Origin of the sequence: Kitasatospora sp. MMS16-BH015, from assembly GCF_002943525.1 — a bacterium.
GTDB lineage: Bacteria > Actinomycetota > Actinomycetes > Streptomycetales > Streptomycetaceae > Kitasatospora.
The window spans coordinates 246734-263868 of sequence record NZ_CP025394.1 but is presented as its reverse complement, the minus strand read 5'-3'; the positions used below and the strand labels follow the sequence as shown (position 1 = coordinate 263868).

Below are 17135 nucleotides of genomic sequence, written 5' to 3'. Positions count from 1 at the left end.
AGGGGTGACTAGTTCAGGGTGGCCCAGCACCAGACGCCGCCCACGCGGACGTACAGGCGGTTGTCGGTGGTGTCCACCGCCATCGTGCCGTCCAGGGGCGGGTGGGTGAAGGAGGCGTCGCTCACCGGGCCGGCCACCAGGCGGAGCGGGGGGTTCGGCGCGTTCTTCGTCGGCACCGTGCCCGAGGCCTGGGCGCCCGTTGTCCCCCAGGAGGCCTCGACGCGAAAGTCGCCCGTGCTGGGCTCGTAGTAGATGTGCGGCCCGGTGGGAGCCGTCGTGTACTGGCCGACCACGTTGCGGACCACGGCGGTCGAGCCGGGGCCCGAGTAGAGGTCGACGCCCGCGTTGACGGTGGCGACGCTGCCGTTGGTGATCAGGACGTTCTCCAGGGCGCTGAAGCTGGCCGCCCAGGCGATGATGTTCTGCGGCTTCCGGCTCGTGTAGCTGCTCGCGAAGTTGCCCGCGTAGCAGTAGATGTTGCTCGCGTACACGTGGCGGCAGGAGGCGTCCGTCTTCAGGTGCGGGCCGCCCTGCATCTGCGAGGACTCGAACTTGCAGTCCGTGAGGTAGATGCCGTTCGGGTTGTTGGAGTTGTTGACCCCGGCGGTGATCCAGATCGCGCCGGTGCCGAAGGCCTCCAGGCGGCAGCCGACGAAGTGCAGCTGGTTGTTGTTGTCCCCGCTGTAGCCGTAGCCGGAGGCGGCGGCCGAGTTGCGCAGGTAGATGTTCGGCTGGCCGGTGCTGTCGGCGGTCCCGGTGCAGGACTCGATGACGAGGTTGTAGAACCGCGAGTCCCAGCACTCCACGGCGTCGATGGCGATGTCGTTGTTGCTGGACATGTAGACGTCGCGCACGTACGTGTCGTCGTTGTAGTAGAGCTCCAGGAGCAGGCCGGTGCGGCCGCTGCCGTTGAAGCCGAGGTTCTCCACCGAGCAGTACCGCCGGTGGGTCGCCCCGCTCGGGTCGGTCGCGGGCCCGGAGATCGCCAGCAGCGTCCCGTTGCCGCCCTTCACGAGGGTGGCCGCCTTGGCGCCGGCCCCGAGCAGCTTGATGCCGTTGCCCTTCAGCGCGAGGGCGGGCGTGCCGGTGCCCGGCACCACGCGGTACTGCCCGACGGGGAAGTACACCGTCCCGCCCCCGCCGGCCGCCGCCGCGTCCAGCGCCCGCTGCACGGCCGCCGTGTCGTCGGTGGTCCCGTCCCCGATGGCGCCGTAGTCCTTCACGTTGAACCAGTCCGGCCCCGTGGCGCTGCCGGCCTGGGCCTCCCCAGCCGCGCCCACCACCCCGGCCCCGGCCAGCCCGGCTATCGCCCCGGCGAACAGCGCCCGGCGTCGCGTGGTCTCCGTCATTGCTGACTCCCCCTCAGTCGGTGTGACGAGTGCTCAAGATCGCAGCACCTCAGGAGGCTCGTCAAGCCGCATCGGTCCCAGGGGGACAGTCGGTCGGTGCCGGCGTCCAGGCGTGTCGAGGGGAGACCGCCACACCGCCGGAAGGAGTGGAGCACCATGCTCAAGACCCGTGGAGCAGCACGGGGAGGGCGGATCTTCCCGCATGATTCGTGGGGGTCGTCGAGTAGGCTCGCGTTCGCAGCGCGGGGCGGGAAGGAGCGTTCGTGCGCGGCGTGGTGTACGAGCGGGAGGCGGTGGCATGACGCGACGCCCGATGATGGTGGCTGTCAGTGGCCCGCCCGGGGCGGGTAAGACGACGCTGGCGCATGCCTTGGCCGAGGCACTCGGGTGGCCGGTCGTCTGCCGGGACGAGATCAAGGAGCGGATGGCCGGCGGTGCGGATCCTGCCGATCGTGCCTTGGACCTGAAGACCCTGGAGGAGTTCTTCCGCACCATCGGGGAGCTCCTGAGGTCGGGAGCGAGCCTGGTGGCGGAGGCGGCCTTCCAGGACCGGCTGTGGCGTCCGGGCCTGGAGCCGCTCGCGGAGCTGGCCGACATCCGTGTGGTGCGCTGCACGGTCGATCCCGAACTCGCCCGCGTCCGCATCGCTCGCCGGGCCGTCGAAGAGCCCTCGCGGGTGGTGCACGCTGACGCCGAGCTCTTGGAGCGCATCGCGGAGGGGAGGAGGCCGATCGAGCTGTGGGTTCCGATTGCGCTCGACGTCCCGTGCCTGGTCGTGGACACCGCTCAGGGCTGGCAGCCGTCGTTGGCGCGGATCGTCGAATTCGCCGCTGGGGATTGAGTCGCCTGGCTGGGCCCCGCGTGGGGTCGGCGGGTCTCAGAGGACGTTCTGAGCCGGTATGAACGTCTTGTGGTCACCTGATCGTGTGGGCTTGGGCGGTTCAGGCCGGTCGCGCGGCTTGGTCCTGCTGGGCTTTCAGGGTGAGTGACCGCAAGCCCTACAAAAGCGACTTGTCCGATGAGCGGTGGGCGTTGATCGAGCCGGTGATCGCGGCTTGGAAGGCCGACCATCCGTCTCCGACGGAGCACCAGGGCCGTTACGAGATACGGGAGATCGTCAACGCGATCCTGTATCAGGGTAGGACCGACTGCCAGTGGGACTACCTCCCGCACGACCTGCCGCCGAAGTCGGCCGTCTACTGCTACTTCGCGGCCTGGCGCGACGACGGCACGGACGTGAAGATCAACGACCTGCTGCGCTGGCAGGTCCGGGAGAAGGCCGGGAGGTCGGAGGATCCGAGCCTGGTCGTACTCGACACGCAGAGCGTCCACGCCGCGGTGAACGTGCCCGCGGCCACGACCGGGAAGGACGCGGCGAAGAAGGTGCCCGGCCGCAAGCGCGGGCTGGCGGTCGACGTCCTCGGCCTGGTCATCGCCGTGACCGTGCTGGCGGCCAGCGCGCACGACAACGCGTTCGGCATCGCCCTCCTCGGCCAGGTCGCCCCCATCGGCACCATCAAGAAGGCGCTGGTGGATCAAGGTTTCAAGAAGACCGTCGTCGAGCACGGCACCACGGTCGGCATCGACGTCGAGATCGTCGAACGCAACCCCGCCGACAAGGGCGTCGGCTTCGTCCCGCAGGCCAAGAGATGGATCGTGGAGCAGACGCTCGGCATCCTCATGCTGTTCCGGCGGCTCGTGCGGGACTACGAGAGCAGGCCGAAGTCCTCGGAGTCCAGGGTGCGCTGGGCCATGATCGACGTGATGGCGCGCCGGCTGACCGGTCAGACCACGCCCACCTGGCGCGGGTGACCGCATGGACGCCCAGATCACGCCGCTCCTGGAGCGGATCGACGCACGCGAGCGGGGGCTCGCTACCGCCGCGGAACAGCTCCGCGTCCAGATCGACGACCTCACCTTGCGCCTGCGTGAACTCGACGAGGAGATGGAGAACCTGGCGGTGGCCCGCAAGACGCTCCTCGCCCTCCCCCCGACGGCCCCGGAGCCAGCCGAATCGCCGCCCGTCCTGCCGGCCCACCCGGCCTACCAGCAGATCCTCACCGTCTACGCCGACGCCGCCGGGCCGATGCGCGCCCGCGACCTGTGCGAGCGCCTCGACCTCGCCATCATGCCGAAGAACATCGAGAGCACCCGGCACAAGCTCAAGCGCCTGGTCAGCCTCGGCATCCTCACCGAGCCCGAACCCGGCCTGTTCGCCCAGCACCGCCCGAGCAACTCCGCACCACCAGCGCACTCGACCCAAGTCGACAGTTGAATCGGTGGCACCACCTGGATATTGGATTGCCTGGCCACCGTGGAAGGACCGAGAGTCGGCGGATGCGTGATCTGAAGCTGACCGTCGGCGATCTCACCCTGTCGCCCCTGAGCCTGGCCGACGTCAACGCCCACCTGGCCGGCGAGGACGACCTCTTGGTGCGCTGGCTGAACGGGGGGCCGGGCACTCGGGCCGGCACCGAGAAATACATCCGCCACTGCATGGAACAGTGGGCCACCAAGGGACCGTTGCGCGCCTTCGGAATCCGAGTGGGCGCCGAGCAAACCCTCGCGGGAACGATCGACCTCCGGTTCGAGATGCCCGGCCTTGCCGCTGGGCAGGTGAACATCGCCTACGGGCTCTACCCCGCCTGGCGCGGACGGGGCCTGGCGACCCGCGCGGTCCTCCTGGTCTGCCGATACGCGACAGGCGAAGGAGCAGATCAGGCGGTGATCCAGGTAGCTCCGGAGAACCCAGGCTCGGCCGCGGTCGCCCGCAGGGCGAACTTCACCTACGTCAAACAAGCCCTGAACCCGGACGGCAACCGGTTCGACTGGTACGTCCGCAACCTGTCCCGCGGACCAGCCCATGGTGCTGACCACTGGCAGCAAGCGGGAACCGGCTCGGGGCACACGGCCCTGAGCCGAAACCCCTTGGACGGCACGGGGCCCGACTGCTGAAATGGCAGACGGCCGCTGTCGGAGTCGAAGGGATGCGGCGATGACCGTGATCAGGCTGCACCTGTCGGTGCGCGGCCTCACCGACGCGGACCTGCCGGCCTGCGTCTGGGCCGGCTCCCCCAAGCACGTGCGCGAACTCGTCCACCAGATCCGCCGCGCCGAGGCGGGCGAGATCGACTACCTGGCGGTCTGCACGCCGGTCGGGCGACCGGTGGCGGTCGGCGGCATCGACTACACGGTCAAGCCCGGCGCCGGCACGCTCTGGCAACTCGGTGTCCACCCGGCCCTGCAGTCCTGCGGGATCGGCACGCTGCTGATCCGCTCCGCCGAGCAGCGGATCAGCGCCCGGGGCCTGACCCGCGCCGAACTCGCCGTCGAGGAGAGCAACCCGCGCGCCCGCGCCCTCTACGAACGCCTGGGCTACCAGGCCTTCGGCCGCGAACTCGACTCCTGGGACGTGGAGGCCGAGGACGGCTCGCTCCAGCGGTACGAGACGATGTGCACGCTGATGCGCAAGGACCTGGCGTGACGCTGGATTTCGCGGCGTTTGTCGCCGATGCGACGGCCGACCCTGCCGTCGTCGGGCTCGTCCTCAAGGGCTCCCGGGCCCACGACGGCATGACCACCCGTCACTCCGACCACGACCTCTACGTCATCCTCGCCGACGACGCGGCGAGCGAACTGGCTGCGCTCGACGGCTACCGCTCCGCGCGGCTCGACCTGGTCGTCACCACCCTCGAACGGTTCCGCCGGCCCGCCGACTGGGAGCGGTACGCCATCGCCCGCTCCCGGGTGCTGGTCGACCGCCGCGACGGGGAGGTCACCCGGATCGTCGCCGCGATGGGACGGCTCGGCGCCGAGGAGGCCTTCCGGTCCGGCGCCGCCCTGCTGGACGCCTACGCCAACGCGCTCTACCGCTCGGTCAAGAACCACCGCGATGGCAACCCGCTCGCCGGCCACCTCGACGCAGCCGCCAGTGTCGGATTCCTGCTCGACCTGCTCTTCGCCCTGGACCGCCGACCGCGCCCCTACAACAAGTATCTGGCCTGGGAGCTGGACCGGTTCCCGCTGCCCGGCTGGGAGAGCGCCGCACTGCTGGACACCGTCGCCCGGATCACCGCGACCGGCGAAGTGGCGCCGCAGCAGCGGCTCTTCGCCCGGGTCGAGGCGGCTGCCCGGGCCGCCGGCCACAGGGCGGTGCTGGACGCCTGGGGCGAGGACCTGCTACTGATGCGGCCCCACCCGGGCTCCCCGGCTCACCAGCCCTCCTGACCTGAGCCAACAGCCGAACCGGGCAAAGTGGCTCAGAACGTCCTCTCAGGGGAGGGGCTGGAGCTGGGGGGTGGCCGGCTGGTGGCGGTCGCGGCGGGTGGTGCGCCAGAGGGAGAGCAGGCTGAGCAGTCCCATGGCGGCGATCACGCCGCCGGAGAGGAGGAAGGCCGGGGAGGTGGGGGAGGTGGCGCTGGCGCCCGCGATCACGTAGGCGGCGGTGCCGGGGAGGATGCCGAGGGCCGTGCCGGCGGTGAACGGGAGCAGGCCGACGCCGGAGAAGGCGGCGCCGTAGTTGGCGGCCTGGAAGGGCATGCCGGGGATGAGGCGGAGCAGCAGGACGCTGCGGAAGCCCTGTTCGGTGAGGCGGCGGTCGAGGGCGGCGAGGGCACGGGCCTTGAGTAGGGGCCGGAGGGCGTCACGGCCGAGGGAGCGGCCCAGGCCGAAGGCGAGCAGGGCGCCGAGGGTGGTGCCGAGGACGGCCAGCGGGATGCCGAGACGGCTGCCGAGCAGCAGGCCGGCCGCCGCGTTGAGGGCGGGCTTGGGCATGAAGGCCAGCGTGCCGAGCGCGTAGACGGCGACGAACACCGGCAGCCGCCAGGGTCCCGCGCCACCTTGGGTGAGCAGTTCGGTCGGCTGCCAGAGCAGGAGCGAGGCAGCCGCTGCCGCGAGGACCAGCACCAGCACGCCGAGCCGCAGCCAAGGCAGGCGGGCGGCGGCGGGCGGGGTGGTCTCGGTGGGCACCGAGTGAGCTTAACCGGTCGCGGGCCGGTCGGATTCGGGCAGGCGAGTGGGCGGGGCGGCCGGTGGCGGGCTTGGGGGAGCTCAGCCAGGCAGGTGGGTGAGGGCGCTGAGGACCGGGGCGGTGCTGTCCTCGGTGGCCAGGTGGGTGGCGAGGGTGCGGGCGCGCTGGGTGTAGGTGGGGTTGGTGGTGGCTTCGCGGAGGGCGGCGGCCAGCGGGGTGGGGGTGAGGCGGCGGAGGGGGAGGGCGCGGGGGGCCACGCCGAGGGTGACCAGGCGCTGGGCCCAGAAGCCGGCGTCGAACTGGACGGGGAGGGGGACGGCCGGGACGCCGGCGCGGAGGCCGGCGGCGGTGGTGCCCGCGCCGGCGTGGTGGACGACGGCGGCGAGGTGGGGGAAGAGGAGGCGGTGGGGGACCTCGTCGATGGTGAGGAGGTCTTCGCCCTCGGCGTGGAGTTCGCTCCAGCCGCGCTGCAGGATGCCGCGCAGCCCGGCCGTGCGGAGGGCCTGGACGAAGGTGCGGCTGACCGCTGCCGGGTCGGGGACGGTGGCGGAGCCGAGGCCGAGGTAGACCGGAGGCGGGCCGGCGGCGAGGAAGTCGGTTAGCTGGTGTGGGAGTTGGGTGCCGGGGGAGTCGTGGGGCCACCAGTAGCCCGCGAGTCGGAGGCCCGGGCGCCAGTCGCGGGGACGGGGGACGACCAAGGGGCTGAAGCCGTGCAGGACGGGCCAGTCCTGGTGTTCGCGAGTGTGGCGGGCCGCGCGGAGGGAGGTGGGCGGCAGGCCGAGGCGGGCCCGCATGGCACGGTTGGTGTCCGCGAAGATGGCGTCCACGGCAGCGCTCACCGCGCGGCCGGCCAGCCGGTTGGGGGTGGCGCCCCAGGAGTGGGCGCCGAGCACCGGTGGGGCGAACTCGGCCGTGGCCGTGAGGGGTTGGAGGTAGAGGCCGAGGGTGGGCAGGCCCAGGCCGGTGCCGATGGTGTGGCCGAGCGGCGCCAGGGAGCTGGAGAGCAGCAGCACCTCGTGCCCGCGGGCGGCCGTGAGCAGGTCCTCGGCCAGGTCGGCGACCAGGCCGCGGGCCAGCGAGACCACCCGGGCGAGCTTGCCCACCGAGCCCCTGCTGCGGTGCAGCCCCTGCCCCCGGGCGGAGGCGAGCTGTTCGCGCGGGTCGACCGCCAGCGGGTGGAAGCCGAGCCCGGCCGCCTCGGCCAGCGGCCGGAACCGGGCGTGGGTGACCAGGGTCACCTGGTGCCCCGCCAGGGCGAGTTCGTGACCGAGCCCTGTGTACGGCGCCACGTCGCCCCGCGAGCCCGCCGTCATCAACGCGACCTTCATGCCGCCCATGATGACCCGTCGGTCCGTCAGGTCAAGGCCGCCCCGCCGCCCGTCAGGCGGGTGAGGTCGTAGCCGAGCCCGCCGAGCACGGGCAGTGCCCCGAGGTCGGTGATCTGGCCGACCGGGATGCTGTAGCCCTGGTTGACCGGTGCGGCGGCCGCAGCGGTGGTGGCGGCGACCGGGGCGGAGGCGGCCAGGGCTGCGACGGCGAGGAGGACGGGGAGGCGTCGGAGGGTGCGCATGCCGGGCCCAACGAGCGGGGGCGCGGGAGGAGACTGGTGGGCGGGCAGCTCCACCCGGGGAGCGGAACGGTTCAGGGGGCGCGGTGGCGGTGGAGTTGGTGTTCGAGACACACTCGACGACGACGGACAACGAGGCGGGGGTGGCGACCGGTTGGCTGCCGGGGCGGCTCTCGGAGCTGGGACGGCGGCAGGCGGTGGAGCTCGGGGAGCGGCGGGGGCGGGAGGGTTTGGCGGTGGTGTACAGCTCCGATCTGCGGCGGGCGGTGGAGACGGCGCGGCTGGCCTTCCCCGGCGGTGAGCCGCCGCTGCGCCAGGACGTCCGGCTGCGGGAGTGCGACTACGGGGAGTGGAACGGCGCGCCGATGGCGCGGATCGAGGCGGAGCGGGCGCGGCGGGTGACGGTGCCCTTCCCCGGCGGGCAGAGCTACCGGCAGGTGGTGGCCGCGATGGAGGGTTTCCTGCGGGCGGTGGTGGCGGAGTGGGACGGGCGGCGGGTGCTGGTGATCGGGCACTCGGCGACCCGGTGGGCCTTGGAGTGCCTGCTGAGTGGCGCCGAGTTGGAGGAGTTGGTGACGGAGCCGAGGGTCTGGCGGCCGGGGTGGCGGTACCTGGTGCCTACCGATCGGTGAGCGGGGAGCCGGTGGGCCGTGCCTTGGCGCTGAGGGTGGGGGCCGGTCAGGGGGAAGGGGCGGTGGTGCGGCGGCGGTGTTCGCCGCGGAGGACGAGGGCCGGGGCGGTGTCGTCGTAGGCGCCGCAGGCGGTGGCGGACCAGGGTGACCACTGCTGCGGGACGGCGAAGTACGGGACCAGCACGCGGGGGGAGCGGCGGCCCGTGGCACCGGCGGGCAGCAGAGCGGGGAGGATGTCGGGCTGCTGGCCGGCCAGGATGGCCTTGCGGCAGTCGTGGCAGGCCGGTCGGCGGTCGGCGGCGGCCTCGCGGGCGCTGTGGTGGGGGCGCTGGCGGGCCTTCTTGCCGGTGCGCGGGGCAGGGGCGGCCGGCACCGGCGGGTGGAGGGGGTTGTAGAAGCAGCGGAGGGCGGGCGGGTGCGGGCGCGCGCCCGCGTGGGCGGCGTGCGCGGCGGCGAGGCGTTCGACGGCGCGTTCGGCCAGTACGACCGCCGCCGCGAGGTCGGGCAGGTCGGCGGCCTCGTCCAGCAGGCGGCCGGAGGCCTCGTACGCCTCCAGGGCCCAGAGGTAGTCGCGGCGCGGCCCGTCCTCCTCGGGCGGGAGCTGGAGCTCGGCGGCCCGGAAGAGTTCACCGGCGGTGGTGACCCGCTCGCCCGCGTACGCGGCCAGGCGGTCGCGGAGCACCTCCCACTCACGCAGGACCAGTTCCTGCTGCTCGCGGGAGAGCCGGCCGCGCGGACGGCCCGGCTGCGGCTCGGCGCCACGGAGCAGCTTGACGAACCACCAGCGGCGGAACACCTGGACCTCCTCGGGAACGGACTGAGGCTGACCATTGTCCGCAGGTGGTGGGAGGGATGGACAGCGGGGGTGGGGAGGAGCGGGACAGCGGGGGGTCAGCGAGAGCGGAGGCGCTTGAGCAGGTCGAGGTCGGCGGTGTGGCGGGCGCCCTCGACGCGGGCCGGGTCGTGACGGCCGTCGGGGGTCTCGATGATGAGCGGCACGCCCTCGGTCTCGGGGTGGGTGAAGAGTTCGGCGAAGGCCTCGGCGCCGATGTGGCCGGCGCCGATGTTGGCGTGGCGGTCCTTGCGGGCGCCGACCACGTCCTCGGAGTCGTTCGCGTGGATCAGGCGGAGGCGGCCGGGGCCGATGGCGGCGGCGAGCAGGTCCAGGGCCTTGGTGGTGCCGCCGGGCTCGGCCAGGTCGTGGCCGGCCGCGAAGGCGTGGCAGGTGTCGAGGCAGACGCCGACCTTCGGGTGGTGGTCGAGGGCCTCGGCGTAGGCGGCCAGGTCCTCCATCCGGGAGCAGAGCGAGCTGCCCTGGCCGGCGGTCGGTTCGAGGAGCAGCCAGGGGGCGTCCGGGCCGAGGGCGTCGAGCTCGTCAAGGAGCGGCAGCACGTCCTCGCGGACCTGGGCCATGGCTGCTCGGTAGCGGGAGCCGCCGTCCGGCGCCCGGCCGACGGCCGAGCCGGTGTGCACCACCACGCCGAGGGCGCCGATCGCGTGGGCGCGGCGGAGGGAGTGGCGCAGGGACTCGCCCGAACGTTCGCGGGTGGCCGTGCTGTCCGAGCCGAAGTTGATCAGGTAGGGGGCGTGCACGTAGGCGGGGATGCCGCGTTCGGCGCAGGCCGTGCGGAACTCGGCGTCCTTGGCCGGATCGCCCGCCGGGGTGGCCCAGCCGCGCGGGTTGGCCACGAAGACCTGGACCGCCTCGGCGCCGACCCGCTCCGCGTAGGCCAGCCCGGTGCCGGTGAGGCCGCGGCCGGCCACCGGGACGTGGGCGCCGACGGGGTTGCGGCGGGTGGCCGGAGAGGGGACGGAGGCGGTCTGAGCTGCGGCGGTCATGGGGACGAGGATGTCACGGCGGTGGCGGGAGCCGGGCTGGGGGCCGGGCTGAGGGCCGGGCTGGGGGGCCGAGCGGCCTAGGCAGACTGGTTGGTGGCGTAGGTGATTGCCTAGGGGCTTTAGGCAGGGGCTTCCTAGGAACTCTAGGGAGTTGCCTTGGGGGCAAGGTCGGGGAGGGTGGTGAGGCCGTGTTCGTGGCGGAGGGCGGAGCGGGCGGCGAAGTGGCCGCACATGCCGTGGACGCCCGGGCCCGGTGGGGTGGCGGCGGAGCAGAGGTACACGCCCGGGAGCGGGGTGCGGTACGGGTCCCACCGGGGGGTGGGGCGGAGCAGGCTCTGCTTGAGGGTCATCGCACCCGAGGCGATGTCGCCGCCGACGTAGTTGGGGTTGTACTCCTCGTACGCGGCCGCCGTCCGCCCCCGGGCCGCCAGGATGGTGTCGGTGAACCCCGGGGCGTACCGCTCGATGTGGTCGCGGATGAGCGGGACGGGGTCGCGGGTGTCGCCGTGCGGGACGTGGGCGTAGGCCCAGACCGGACGTTTGCCGTCGGCCGTGGCGCGGGAGGGGTCGGTGACGGCGGGGTCGACCACCAGGGTGAACGGGACGGTGCCGGGGTCGCCGGAGACCACCGCGTTCTCCTGACGGAGGATCGCCTCGTGGGTACCGCCCAGGTGGACGGTGCCCGCCTGCCCCATCAGCGGGTTGCGCCAGGGGATCGGGCCCGAGACCAGGAAGTCGGCCTTGGCGGCGCCGGGGCCGTAGCGCAGGTGCTCCAGGCCGCGCCGGTAGCGGGCCGGCAGCCGGTGGCCCGCGACGGAGAGGAACTCCTTCGCGCCCAGGTCGAGCATGACCAGGGGGAAGGCCGAGAGTTCGGCCAGGTCGCGGATGCGGTGGCCGGTGTGGAAGGTGCCGCCGTGGGCGGTGATGTCGGCGGCCAGGGCCTCGGCGATCCGGCCGCTGCCGCCCTCCGGCAGCGGCCAGCCGGAGCTGTGCGCGGTGTGGCCGAGCAGCAGGGCCACCGCCGCCGAGGCGAGGGTGGGCAGCCGGCCGACGGCGTGTGCGGCCACCCCGGTCAGCAGGGCCTTGGCCTCGGCGGTGGTGAACGGGCTCTGCGGGGTGCCGTGGGCCAGCACCCGGGGCGCGAGCAGCAGTGGCACGGCCAGGTTGGCCGGCGGGGTGCGCAGATCGGAGAGCAGCAGGTCGACCGTCCGGCGGGAGCGGGCGACCAGGGGGGCCATCAGCTTGGTCCAGCGTTCGCCGTCCGCGCCGAGGTGTGCGGCGGTGCGGCCGAGGCTGCGCCAGGCGGCGGCCCCCCGGCCGTTCGGGAGCGGGTGGGCGTACGGGATCTCCGGTTGGAGCAGCCGGACGCCGCGGCCGGCCAGGTCGAACTCGCGGAAGAACGGCGAGGCGGCGGCCATCGGGTGGACGGCGGCGCAGGCGTCGTGGCCGACCTCGGAGTCGAAGAGCGGGTCGGTGCGCAGGCCGCCGCCGATGGTGTCGGCCAGTTCGAACAGGGTGACGCGCAGTCCGGCCCGGGCCAGCGTGACGGCGGCGGCGAGGCCGTTCGGGCCGGTGCCGACGATCGCGGCATCGCTCATGGGTTGGCTCCTGCGGGGCGGATCGGATTCCCGGGCGACGGCGAACGGGGGGAGGGGCTGTGGGACAGCCCCTACGGGGACACCAGGGAGAAAAGCTACCCGACGGGAGTGGTGGGGGCGGGGACCGGGCGCGGATCGGGGACTGACGGTGGGTCGGCCGAGGCTACGCAGGTACCTGGCCCGGTGCAGGGTGGCCGTGTGCCGTGTGCCGTGTGCCGTGTGCCGGGCGCTGTGTCGGGTGGCGTTGCGTGGGAGGGAGCGGCCGGCCTGCCGGGGCGGGGGGTCAGTCTTCGGTGGGGCCGGTGGCCGGGCCAGTGGCCGGGCCGGGCTTGGGGCGGAGGGCGGTGGCGCCGAGGACCAGGCAGGCGGCCAGGGCGGTGACCACGCCGAAGGAGACGGCGAGGGAGGTGGCCTGGGCGATGCCGCCGACCACGGCCGGGGCGACCAGGCCGGAGATGTAGGTGATGGTGGCCACGCCGGCGATGGACTGGCTGGGGTTGGGGCCGCTGTGGCCGGCGGCGGCGAAGGCCAGCGGGACGATGGTGGCGATGCCGATGCCGATCAGGGCGAAGCCGGTGATGGCGAGGTAGGGTCGGTCGGCCAGCACGACCAGGGTGCTGCCGAGGGTGGCGACGGCGCCGCCGGCCCGGACGGTGGTGACCGGGCCGAACCGGCGGATCGCCAGGTCGCCGGTGAGCCGGGCGAGGGTCATGGTGGCGGCGAAGGCGGTGGAGCAGGCGGCCACGATGCTCGCGGAGGCGCCGGTGACGTCGCGCAGGTAGATCCCGCTCCAGTCGAGGCTGGCGCCCTCGGCGAAGACGCCGCAGAAGCCGAGCAGGCCGACGGCCAGGGCCGAGCGGGGCGGCAGGGCGAAGCGCGGCGGGGCCTCGGCTGTGGCGGCCGGGCAGAGGTCGAGCAGGCCGGTGCAGACGGTCTGGGCCAGACCGGCCAGCACCAGGGCGGTGATGCCGAGTTGGAGCCGTGGGTCGAACTGCTGGTGTGCGGCGAGCACGCCGAAGCCGGACGCGACCAGCACGCCGACGCTCCACATGCCGTGCAGGCCGGACATGATCGAGCGGCCCAGGCGCTGCTCGACCTCGACGCCCTGGGCGTTCATGGCCACGTCGGCCATGCCGGCCACGGCGCCGTAGCCGAGCAGGGCGGCCATCAGGGGGTAGAGGTTCGGCATCAGGGCGGGCAGGCCGACGGAGAGGCACCAGAGGGTGAGCAGGCCCTGGGTGGCGACCCGGTTGCCGAAGCGGTGCACCAGGCGGCTGGCGAGCGGCATCGCGAGGGAGGCGCCGACGGCCGGGCAGAGCAGGGCGATGCCGAGCTGGGCCGGGCTGAGGTGGAGGTGGTGCTGGAGCCAGGGGATCCGGGTGATGAAGGTGCCGGTCACGGAGCCGTGCAGCACGAACACCAGGGAGACCGCGATCCGGGCCCGCCGCACGGGGTCTCGGCGGGGACCGGGGGCACCCGCGGTGGTGGTCGATGGTCGGCTGTCGAGCGTGGTCATGGCTGTGGGGTCCCCTCCCGGATGCGACAGGCTTGTAAATTATCAGGAAGGGACCCTGATAGATACGGCCCCAGTCGAATATCCGTCAGGAAAGATGTCCCTCTATGACCATCGCGCGCCCAGCAGCCCCCAAGCCGGCCGGACCGGCCACGCCGAGCACCGCCCGAGCGATCAACGACCGGCGCGCGCTGGACCTGTTGGTCGAGCGCGGCCCCCTCAGCGCCGCCGAGCTGCGGGACCTCACCGGCCTCTCCCGTCCGACCGTCGCCGACCTGCTCGACCGCCTGCAGCGCAGCGGCCTGGTCGCCGTGGCCGGGGAGAGCGCCGAACTGCGGCGCGGCCCGAACGCCCGCCTGTACGGCATCGTCCCCGACCGGGCCCACCTGGCCGGCATCGACATCCGCGCCACCGGCGTCCGGATGGTGGTCGCCGACCTGACCGGTCGCACCCTGGCCACCGCCGAACTCCCCGCCGAGGGCCCCGACCTGGTGGCACGGACGGTCCGCGCGCTGGGCGAGACCGCCCGTGGCGCCGGCGCCGCCCGCCTGCACACCGTGGCGGTCGGCGCGCCGGGCATGGTCCACCCCGCGACCGGCCGCCAGCACTCGGACGGGCAGCCCGGTTGGCACGCGGAGTTGATCGCGGCACTGCGGAGCAGCGGCGGGGCAGGCGGGGCAGGCGGGGACGGTACGGGCGGGATCGCGGGGTCCGGGGAGCCGGTGCTCGCGGGTACCCGGGTGATCCTGGAGAACGAGGTGAACCTGGCCGGGATCGCCGAGCACCGGCTCGGGGCGGCCCGGGACCGGGACACCTTCGCGCTGCTCTGGCTCGGCCACAGCGTGGGCGGGGCGTTGATGCTGGACGGGCGGCTGCTGCGCGGGGTCTCCGGCGGGACCGGTGAGCTGTGCTACCTGCCGGTGCCCGGCACCGGCGCGCTGCCGACCTCGACGGCGAGCGAGGGCGGGTTCCACTCGCTCGTGGGGAGCGAGGCGGTCTGTGAACTGGCCAGGGCGCACGGGCGGCCGGTGCCCGAGGTCGGCTTGGGCGCCGGGCTGACGGGCCGTCCGGGCGGGGCCGCCGGTGCGGCGGGTGCGGGTGCGGCCGGCCGTCGGGGCGGGGTCGGGCTCGGGCCGGTGGCGCGGGCCGAGGTGGTGGTGCGGGCGGCGCTGGCGGCCGGGCCCGCGGGCATGCCGTTCCTGACCCACCTGGCCGAGCGGATCGCGATCGGGGCGGCGGCGGTGTGCGTGGTGGTCGACCCGGGCTGCGTGGTGCTCGGCGGCGAGCTCGGCCGGGCCGGCGGCGAGGTCCTGGCCGGTCTGGTGGCCGAACGGTTGGCCCGGCTCTCCCCCCTGCGCACCGAGGTCCGGGCCGGGACGGCGGGCGGCGCGGCGGTGTTGACGGGGGCGGTGCTGACGGCCGGCGACGCCGCCCGGCGGGAGCTGTTCGGTGGCTGAGGGGAGCATTCGCTCGTCGGGGCCGTCGTGCGAGTGGGAACGTTGCCGGAGATGGAGTACCTGAAGGCCCGGCTGCGCCTGCGTGGAGTCGTTGCCGAGGTGGTGCGGTGACCGTACGGGACTGGGCACGGTGCGACGGTGTGGGAAGCCCCGAACCCGCCCTCGCGGCTCCGGATCTGCACGTGGTGATGTGTTGTGCGGTGTGCACCTTCACCTGTACGCGGTGCTGAGCTGCACTGTTGACGGGGAATCGAACCCCTGCGTTGCTCTTCACGCGCCAGGAGTGGGCTGGAAGAACCGCCGGCCCTCGGTGTGTGCACGCCTCCGGAGCCGCTACCTGCTCCACATCGTCGGATGCTGCCGGGGTGGTCAGTCCAGCAGGTCGACCTCCCAGTTGGTGCGCTGGATGCGCAGGTCGACCTCGCGGATCTCGCGGGCGAGCGCGTCCGTCCGGGTGCGCAGTTCGGCGACCGGGAGGGCGGAGAGCACCAGCAGCTCGGAGCGGAGCTGGCGGCCGTAGCTGCGGTCGCCCTTGCCCGCCGCCGCGTCGGCCGCGGCGGTGAGGAGGGAGTGGCGCAGCCGGAGGACGTCCCGGCGGGCGAGGGCGTCGGTGAGGGTGCCGTCCGGCGTGATCTGCACGGTCGCGTTGGTGCGGTTGATCCGACGGATCAACGTCTCCAGCGCGTCGAGCACTTCGTCGGCCTCGGCCAGCAGCAGTGCCGGGTCCTCGGCGGGCGTCTCGCCCTCCTGGTACCGCGCGTTGCCGACGACGCGCTCCCGCAGCTGCTCTACGCGGCGCGTCGCCTCCGCGCGTTCGGCCAGGGCCTCGGCGAGCTTCACCGTCTCCACCTCCTCGTTCGTGAACTGGCACGAGTATGGGGTGCAGTGCAGTTCGTTCGCATTCGGTTTTCGGGCCCGGCGGCCGGGCCGGTCAGTGGGTGAGGGCGGCGTGGAGGGCGGGGTAGTCGGGGAGGGCGATGGCGGCGGCCTTGGCGAACTGGGCGGCGAGGATGGGGCGCATGGGCCAGTGGGTCATGGTGCGCATGGAGAGGGCGCGCAGGCGGATCATCAGGGCGCTGCGGGGGGCATAGCCGGCCGCGCCGCCCGGGGGGAGTTCCTGGGCCTGGGTGACGTACGGGCGCATCAGGTCGTCGTAGCGGCGGAAGGCGCGGTGGTGGTCGCCGCGGGCGGTGGCGAGTTCGCCGGCCAGGACGTAGGCGCCGACCAGGGAGAGGCTGGTGCCGAGGCCGGTGAGGGGGGAGGGGCAGTAGCCGGCGTCGCCGACCAGGGCGACCCGGCCCTTGGTCCAACCGGGCATCACCACTTGGGACATGGAGTCGAGGAAGAAGTCCGGGGCGGTCTGCATCGCGCGCAGCAGGCGCGGGACCTCCCAGCGGTGGTCGGTGAAGCGCGCCGCCACCAGCTCGCGCTGGGCGGCGGTGTCGCGGCGGTCGTAGGAGATCGGCCCGGAGCGGAAGCTCAGCCCGGCCTTGATCTCGCCGGGCAGCCGGCCGGGCCGGGCGGAGGCGACCAGGCCGCCGGGCAGGTTGCACATCTGGAACCAGCCGTCGAGCTCCAGGGCGTCGTGGGTGAACCAGGCGTTGTAGATGCCGAGCGGGCGGGCGTACTCGGACTCCGGGCCGAAGGCCAGCGAGCGGACCACCGAGTGCGAGCCGTCGGCGCCGATCACCAGGCCGAAGCGGCGCGGGGCGGCCTTCTCGAAGCCGACGGTGATGCCGTGCTCGTCCTCGTGCAGGGCGGTGACGGTGTCGTCGAAGAGGTACTCGGTCTGCGGGAGCGAGGCGTCGTACAGGAGCCGGGCGAGGTCGCCGCGGAGGATCTCGATCTCGGAGACGATGCCCTCGCCGCCGAAGGCGTCCTCGGGCACCTCGGCCAGCATCCGCCCCTTCGGGCTGACCAGGGCCAGGCCGCGCTGGTCGACGCTCAGCTCGCGGGCCCGGTCGAGCAGGCCCATCCGGTCCATCACGGTGCGGCCGGCGCCGCGCAGGTCGACGGTCTGGCCGCCGGGGCGGAGATCCGGGGCGCGTTCGACCACGGTGGTGCGGTAGCCGGCGCGGGTGAGCCAGTAGGCGAGGGCGGGGCCGGCGATGCCGGCGCCGGAGATCAGGACCTCGGTGGCGGTCGAGGCGGTGTTCGCGGTGGGTTCCATGGCTCGAATGTACGCTGTACGCATTGACTAGTGCAACCAGT

The 17135-nt window shown here is 73.6% G+C and carries 18 protein-coding genes; 8 read left to right on the top strand and 10 right to left on the bottom strand.

Annotated elements, in window-relative coordinates; genetic code table 11:
• Positions 1-8: 8 nt before the first annotated feature.
• Positions 9-1349 carry a glycosyl hydrolase family 28-related protein gene (locus CFP65_RS01230; protein WP_104814343.1) on the bottom strand — a complete coding sequence of 447 codons (1341 nt, stop codon included), beginning with the start codon at positions 1347-1349 and terminating at the stop codon, positions 9-11.
• 298 nt (positions 1350-1647) lie between these two features.
• Here CFP65_RS01230 and CFP65_RS01225 point away from each other — a divergent pair, with 298 nt between their 5' ends.
• The 6 genes from CFP65_RS01225 to CFP65_RS01200 all read left to right on the top strand — a co-directional run bounded on the left by CFP65_RS01225 (position 1648) and on the right by CFP65_RS01200 (position 5576).
• Positions 1648-2190: an ATP-binding protein gene (locus CFP65_RS01225; RefSeq protein WP_104814342.1), complete on the top strand. Its 543-nt coding sequence runs from the start codon at positions 1648-1650 to the stop codon at positions 2188-2190.
• Between the two features lie 140 nt (positions 2191-2330).
• Positions 2331-3161, top strand: a complete 831-nt coding sequence (locus CFP65_RS01220) for an IS5 family transposase (RefSeq protein WP_104814341.1) — start codon at positions 2331-2333, stop codon at positions 3159-3161.
• 4 nt (positions 3162-3165) lie between these two features.
• Positions 3166-3624: a hypothetical protein gene (locus CFP65_RS01215; protein ID WP_104814340.1), complete on the top strand. Its 459-nt coding sequence runs from the start codon at positions 3166-3168 to the stop codon at positions 3622-3624.
• Positions 3625-3686: 62 nt separating this feature from the next.
• On the top strand, positions 3687-4304 hold the full coding sequence (locus CFP65_RS01210) for a GNAT family N-acetyltransferase (RefSeq protein WP_104814339.1): 618 nt from the start codon (positions 3687-3689) through the stop codon (positions 4302-4304).
• 40 nt (positions 4305-4344) lie between these two features.
• Positions 4345-4833 (top strand): N-acetyltransferase, encoded by a 489-nt coding sequence (locus tag CFP65_RS01205; protein ID WP_104814338.1) that lies wholly within the window; start codon positions 4345-4347, stop codon positions 4831-4833.
• Positions 4830-5576, top strand: coding sequence for a hypothetical protein (locus CFP65_RS01200; protein ID WP_104814337.1), 747 nt, complete (start codon positions 4830-4832; stop codon positions 5574-5576). The genes CFP65_RS01205 and CFP65_RS01200 overlap by 4 nt, the downstream gene beginning before the upstream one ends.
• Before the next feature lie 45 nt (positions 5577-5621).
• Here the strand turns inward: CFP65_RS01200 and CFP65_RS01195 are convergent, their stop codons facing one another.
• The 3 genes from CFP65_RS01195 to CFP65_RS01185 all read right to left on the bottom strand — a co-directional run bounded on the left by CFP65_RS01195 (position 5622) and on the right by CFP65_RS01185 (position 7888).
• Positions 5622-6317, bottom strand: coding sequence for a TVP38/TMEM64 family protein (locus tag CFP65_RS01195; protein WP_104814336.1), 696 nt, complete (start codon positions 6315-6317; stop codon positions 5622-5624).
• Between the two features lie 81 nt (positions 6318-6398).
• Positions 6399-7646 carry a glycosyltransferase gene (locus tag CFP65_RS01190; protein ID WP_254552157.1) on the bottom strand — a complete coding sequence of 416 codons (1248 nt, stop codon included), beginning with the start codon at positions 7644-7646 and terminating at the stop codon, positions 6399-6401.
• Between the two features lie 26 nt (positions 7647-7672).
• On the bottom strand, positions 7673-7888 hold the full coding sequence (locus CFP65_RS01185) for a hypothetical protein (protein WP_104814335.1): 216 nt from the start codon (positions 7886-7888) through the stop codon (positions 7673-7675).
• A 98-nt stretch (positions 7889-7986) separates the two neighbouring features.
• On the opposite strand from CFP65_RS01185, the gene CFP65_RS01180 reads away from it, so the two are divergent.
• On the top strand, positions 7987-8517 hold the full coding sequence (locus CFP65_RS01180) for a histidine phosphatase family protein (RefSeq protein WP_254552156.1): 531 nt from the start codon (positions 7987-7989) through the stop codon (positions 8515-8517).
• 46 nt (positions 8518-8563) lie between these two features.
• Here CFP65_RS01180 and CFP65_RS01175 read toward each other — a convergent pair whose 3' ends face one another.
• From CFP65_RS01175 to CFP65_RS01160, 4 genes are all read right to left on the bottom strand, one after another.
• Complete coding sequence (locus CFP65_RS01175) at positions 8564-9313, bottom strand: hypothetical protein (protein ID WP_104814333.1); 750 nt, start codon at positions 9311-9313, stop codon at positions 8564-8566.
• Between the two features lie 95 nt (positions 9314-9408).
• Positions 9409-10356 (bottom strand): deoxyribonuclease IV, encoded by a 948-nt coding sequence (locus CFP65_RS01170; RefSeq protein WP_104814332.1) that lies wholly within the window; start codon positions 10354-10356, stop codon positions 9409-9411.
• 143 nt (positions 10357-10499) lie between these two features.
• Positions 10500-11954, bottom strand: coding sequence for an NAD(P)/FAD-dependent oxidoreductase (locus CFP65_RS01165; RefSeq protein ID WP_104814331.1), 1455 nt, complete (start codon positions 11952-11954; stop codon positions 10500-10502).
• 283 nt (positions 11955-12237) lie between these two features.
• On the bottom strand, positions 12238-13470 hold the full coding sequence (locus CFP65_RS01160; protein WP_104814330.1) for an MFS transporter: 1233 nt from the start codon (positions 13468-13470) through the stop codon (positions 12238-12240).
• A 104-nt stretch (positions 13471-13574) separates the two neighbouring features.
• On the opposite strand from CFP65_RS01160, the gene CFP65_RS01155 reads away from it, so the two are divergent.
• Positions 13575-14924 carry an ROK family transcriptional regulator gene (locus CFP65_RS01155; RefSeq protein WP_104814329.1) on the top strand — a complete coding sequence of 450 codons (1350 nt, stop codon included), beginning with the start codon at positions 13575-13577 and terminating at the stop codon, positions 14922-14924.
• Between the two features lie 369 nt (positions 14925-15293).
• Here CFP65_RS01155 and CFP65_RS01150 read toward each other — a convergent pair whose 3' ends face one another.
• Together CFP65_RS01150 and CFP65_RS01145 are read right to left on the bottom strand one after the other, a co-directional pair.
• Positions 15294-15764, bottom strand: coding sequence for a DIP1984 family protein (locus CFP65_RS01150; RefSeq protein WP_104820552.1), 471 nt, complete (start codon positions 15762-15764; stop codon positions 15294-15296).
• Between the two features lie 91 nt (positions 15765-15855).
• Positions 15856-17094 carry an FAD-dependent monooxygenase gene (locus CFP65_RS01145; protein ID WP_104814328.1) on the bottom strand — a complete coding sequence of 413 codons (1239 nt, stop codon included), beginning with the start codon at positions 17092-17094 and terminating at the stop codon, positions 15856-15858.
• Positions 17095-17135: the final 41 nt, after the last annotated feature.

Excerpts from the sequence above, each read along its gene's own strand:
- CFP65_RS01225 (WP_104814342.1), top strand. The coding sequence starts at position 1,648 with ATGACGCGACGCCCGATGATGGTGGCTGTCAGTGGCCCGCCCGGGGCG.
- CFP65_RS01165 (WP_104814331.1), bottom strand. The coding sequence starts at position 11,954 with ATGAGCGATGCCGCGATCGTCGGCACCGGCCCGAACGGCCTCGCCGCC.
- CFP65_RS01190 (WP_254552157.1), bottom strand. The coding sequence starts at position 7,646 with ATGAAGGTCGCGTTGATGACGGCGGGCTCGCGGGGCGACGTGGCGCCG.
- CFP65_RS01205 (WP_104814338.1), top strand. The coding sequence starts at position 4,345 with ATGACCGTGATCAGGCTGCACCTGTCGGTGCGCGGCCTCACCGACGCG.
- CFP65_RS01215 (WP_104814340.1), top strand. The coding sequence starts at position 3,166 with ATGGACGCCCAGATCACGCCGCTCCTGGAGCGGATCGACGCACGCGAG.
- CFP65_RS01160 (WP_104814330.1), bottom strand. The coding sequence starts at position 13,470 with ATGACCACGCTCGACAGCCGACCATCGACCACCACCGCGGGTGCCCCC.
- CFP65_RS01230 (WP_104814343.1), bottom strand. The coding sequence starts at position 1,349 with ATGACGGAGACCACGCGACGCCGGGCGCTGTTCGCCGGGGCGATAGCC.
- CFP65_RS01210 (WP_104814339.1), top strand. The coding sequence starts at position 3,687 with ATGCGTGATCTGAAGCTGACCGTCGGCGATCTCACCCTGTCGCCCCTG.
- CFP65_RS01155 (WP_104814329.1), top strand. The coding sequence starts at position 13,575 with ATGACCATCGCGCGCCCAGCAGCCCCCAAGCCGGCCGGACCGGCCACG.
- CFP65_RS01170 (WP_104814332.1), bottom strand. The coding sequence starts at position 10,356 with ATGACCGCCGCAGCTCAGACCGCCTCCGTCCCCTCTCCGGCCACCCGC.
- CFP65_RS01185 (WP_104814335.1), bottom strand. The coding sequence starts at position 7,888 with ATGCGCACCCTCCGACGCCTCCCCGTCCTCCTCGCCGTCGCAGCCCTG.
- CFP65_RS01145 (WP_104814328.1), bottom strand. The coding sequence starts at position 17,094 with ATGGAACCCACCGCGAACACCGCCTCGACCGCCACCGAGGTCCTGATC.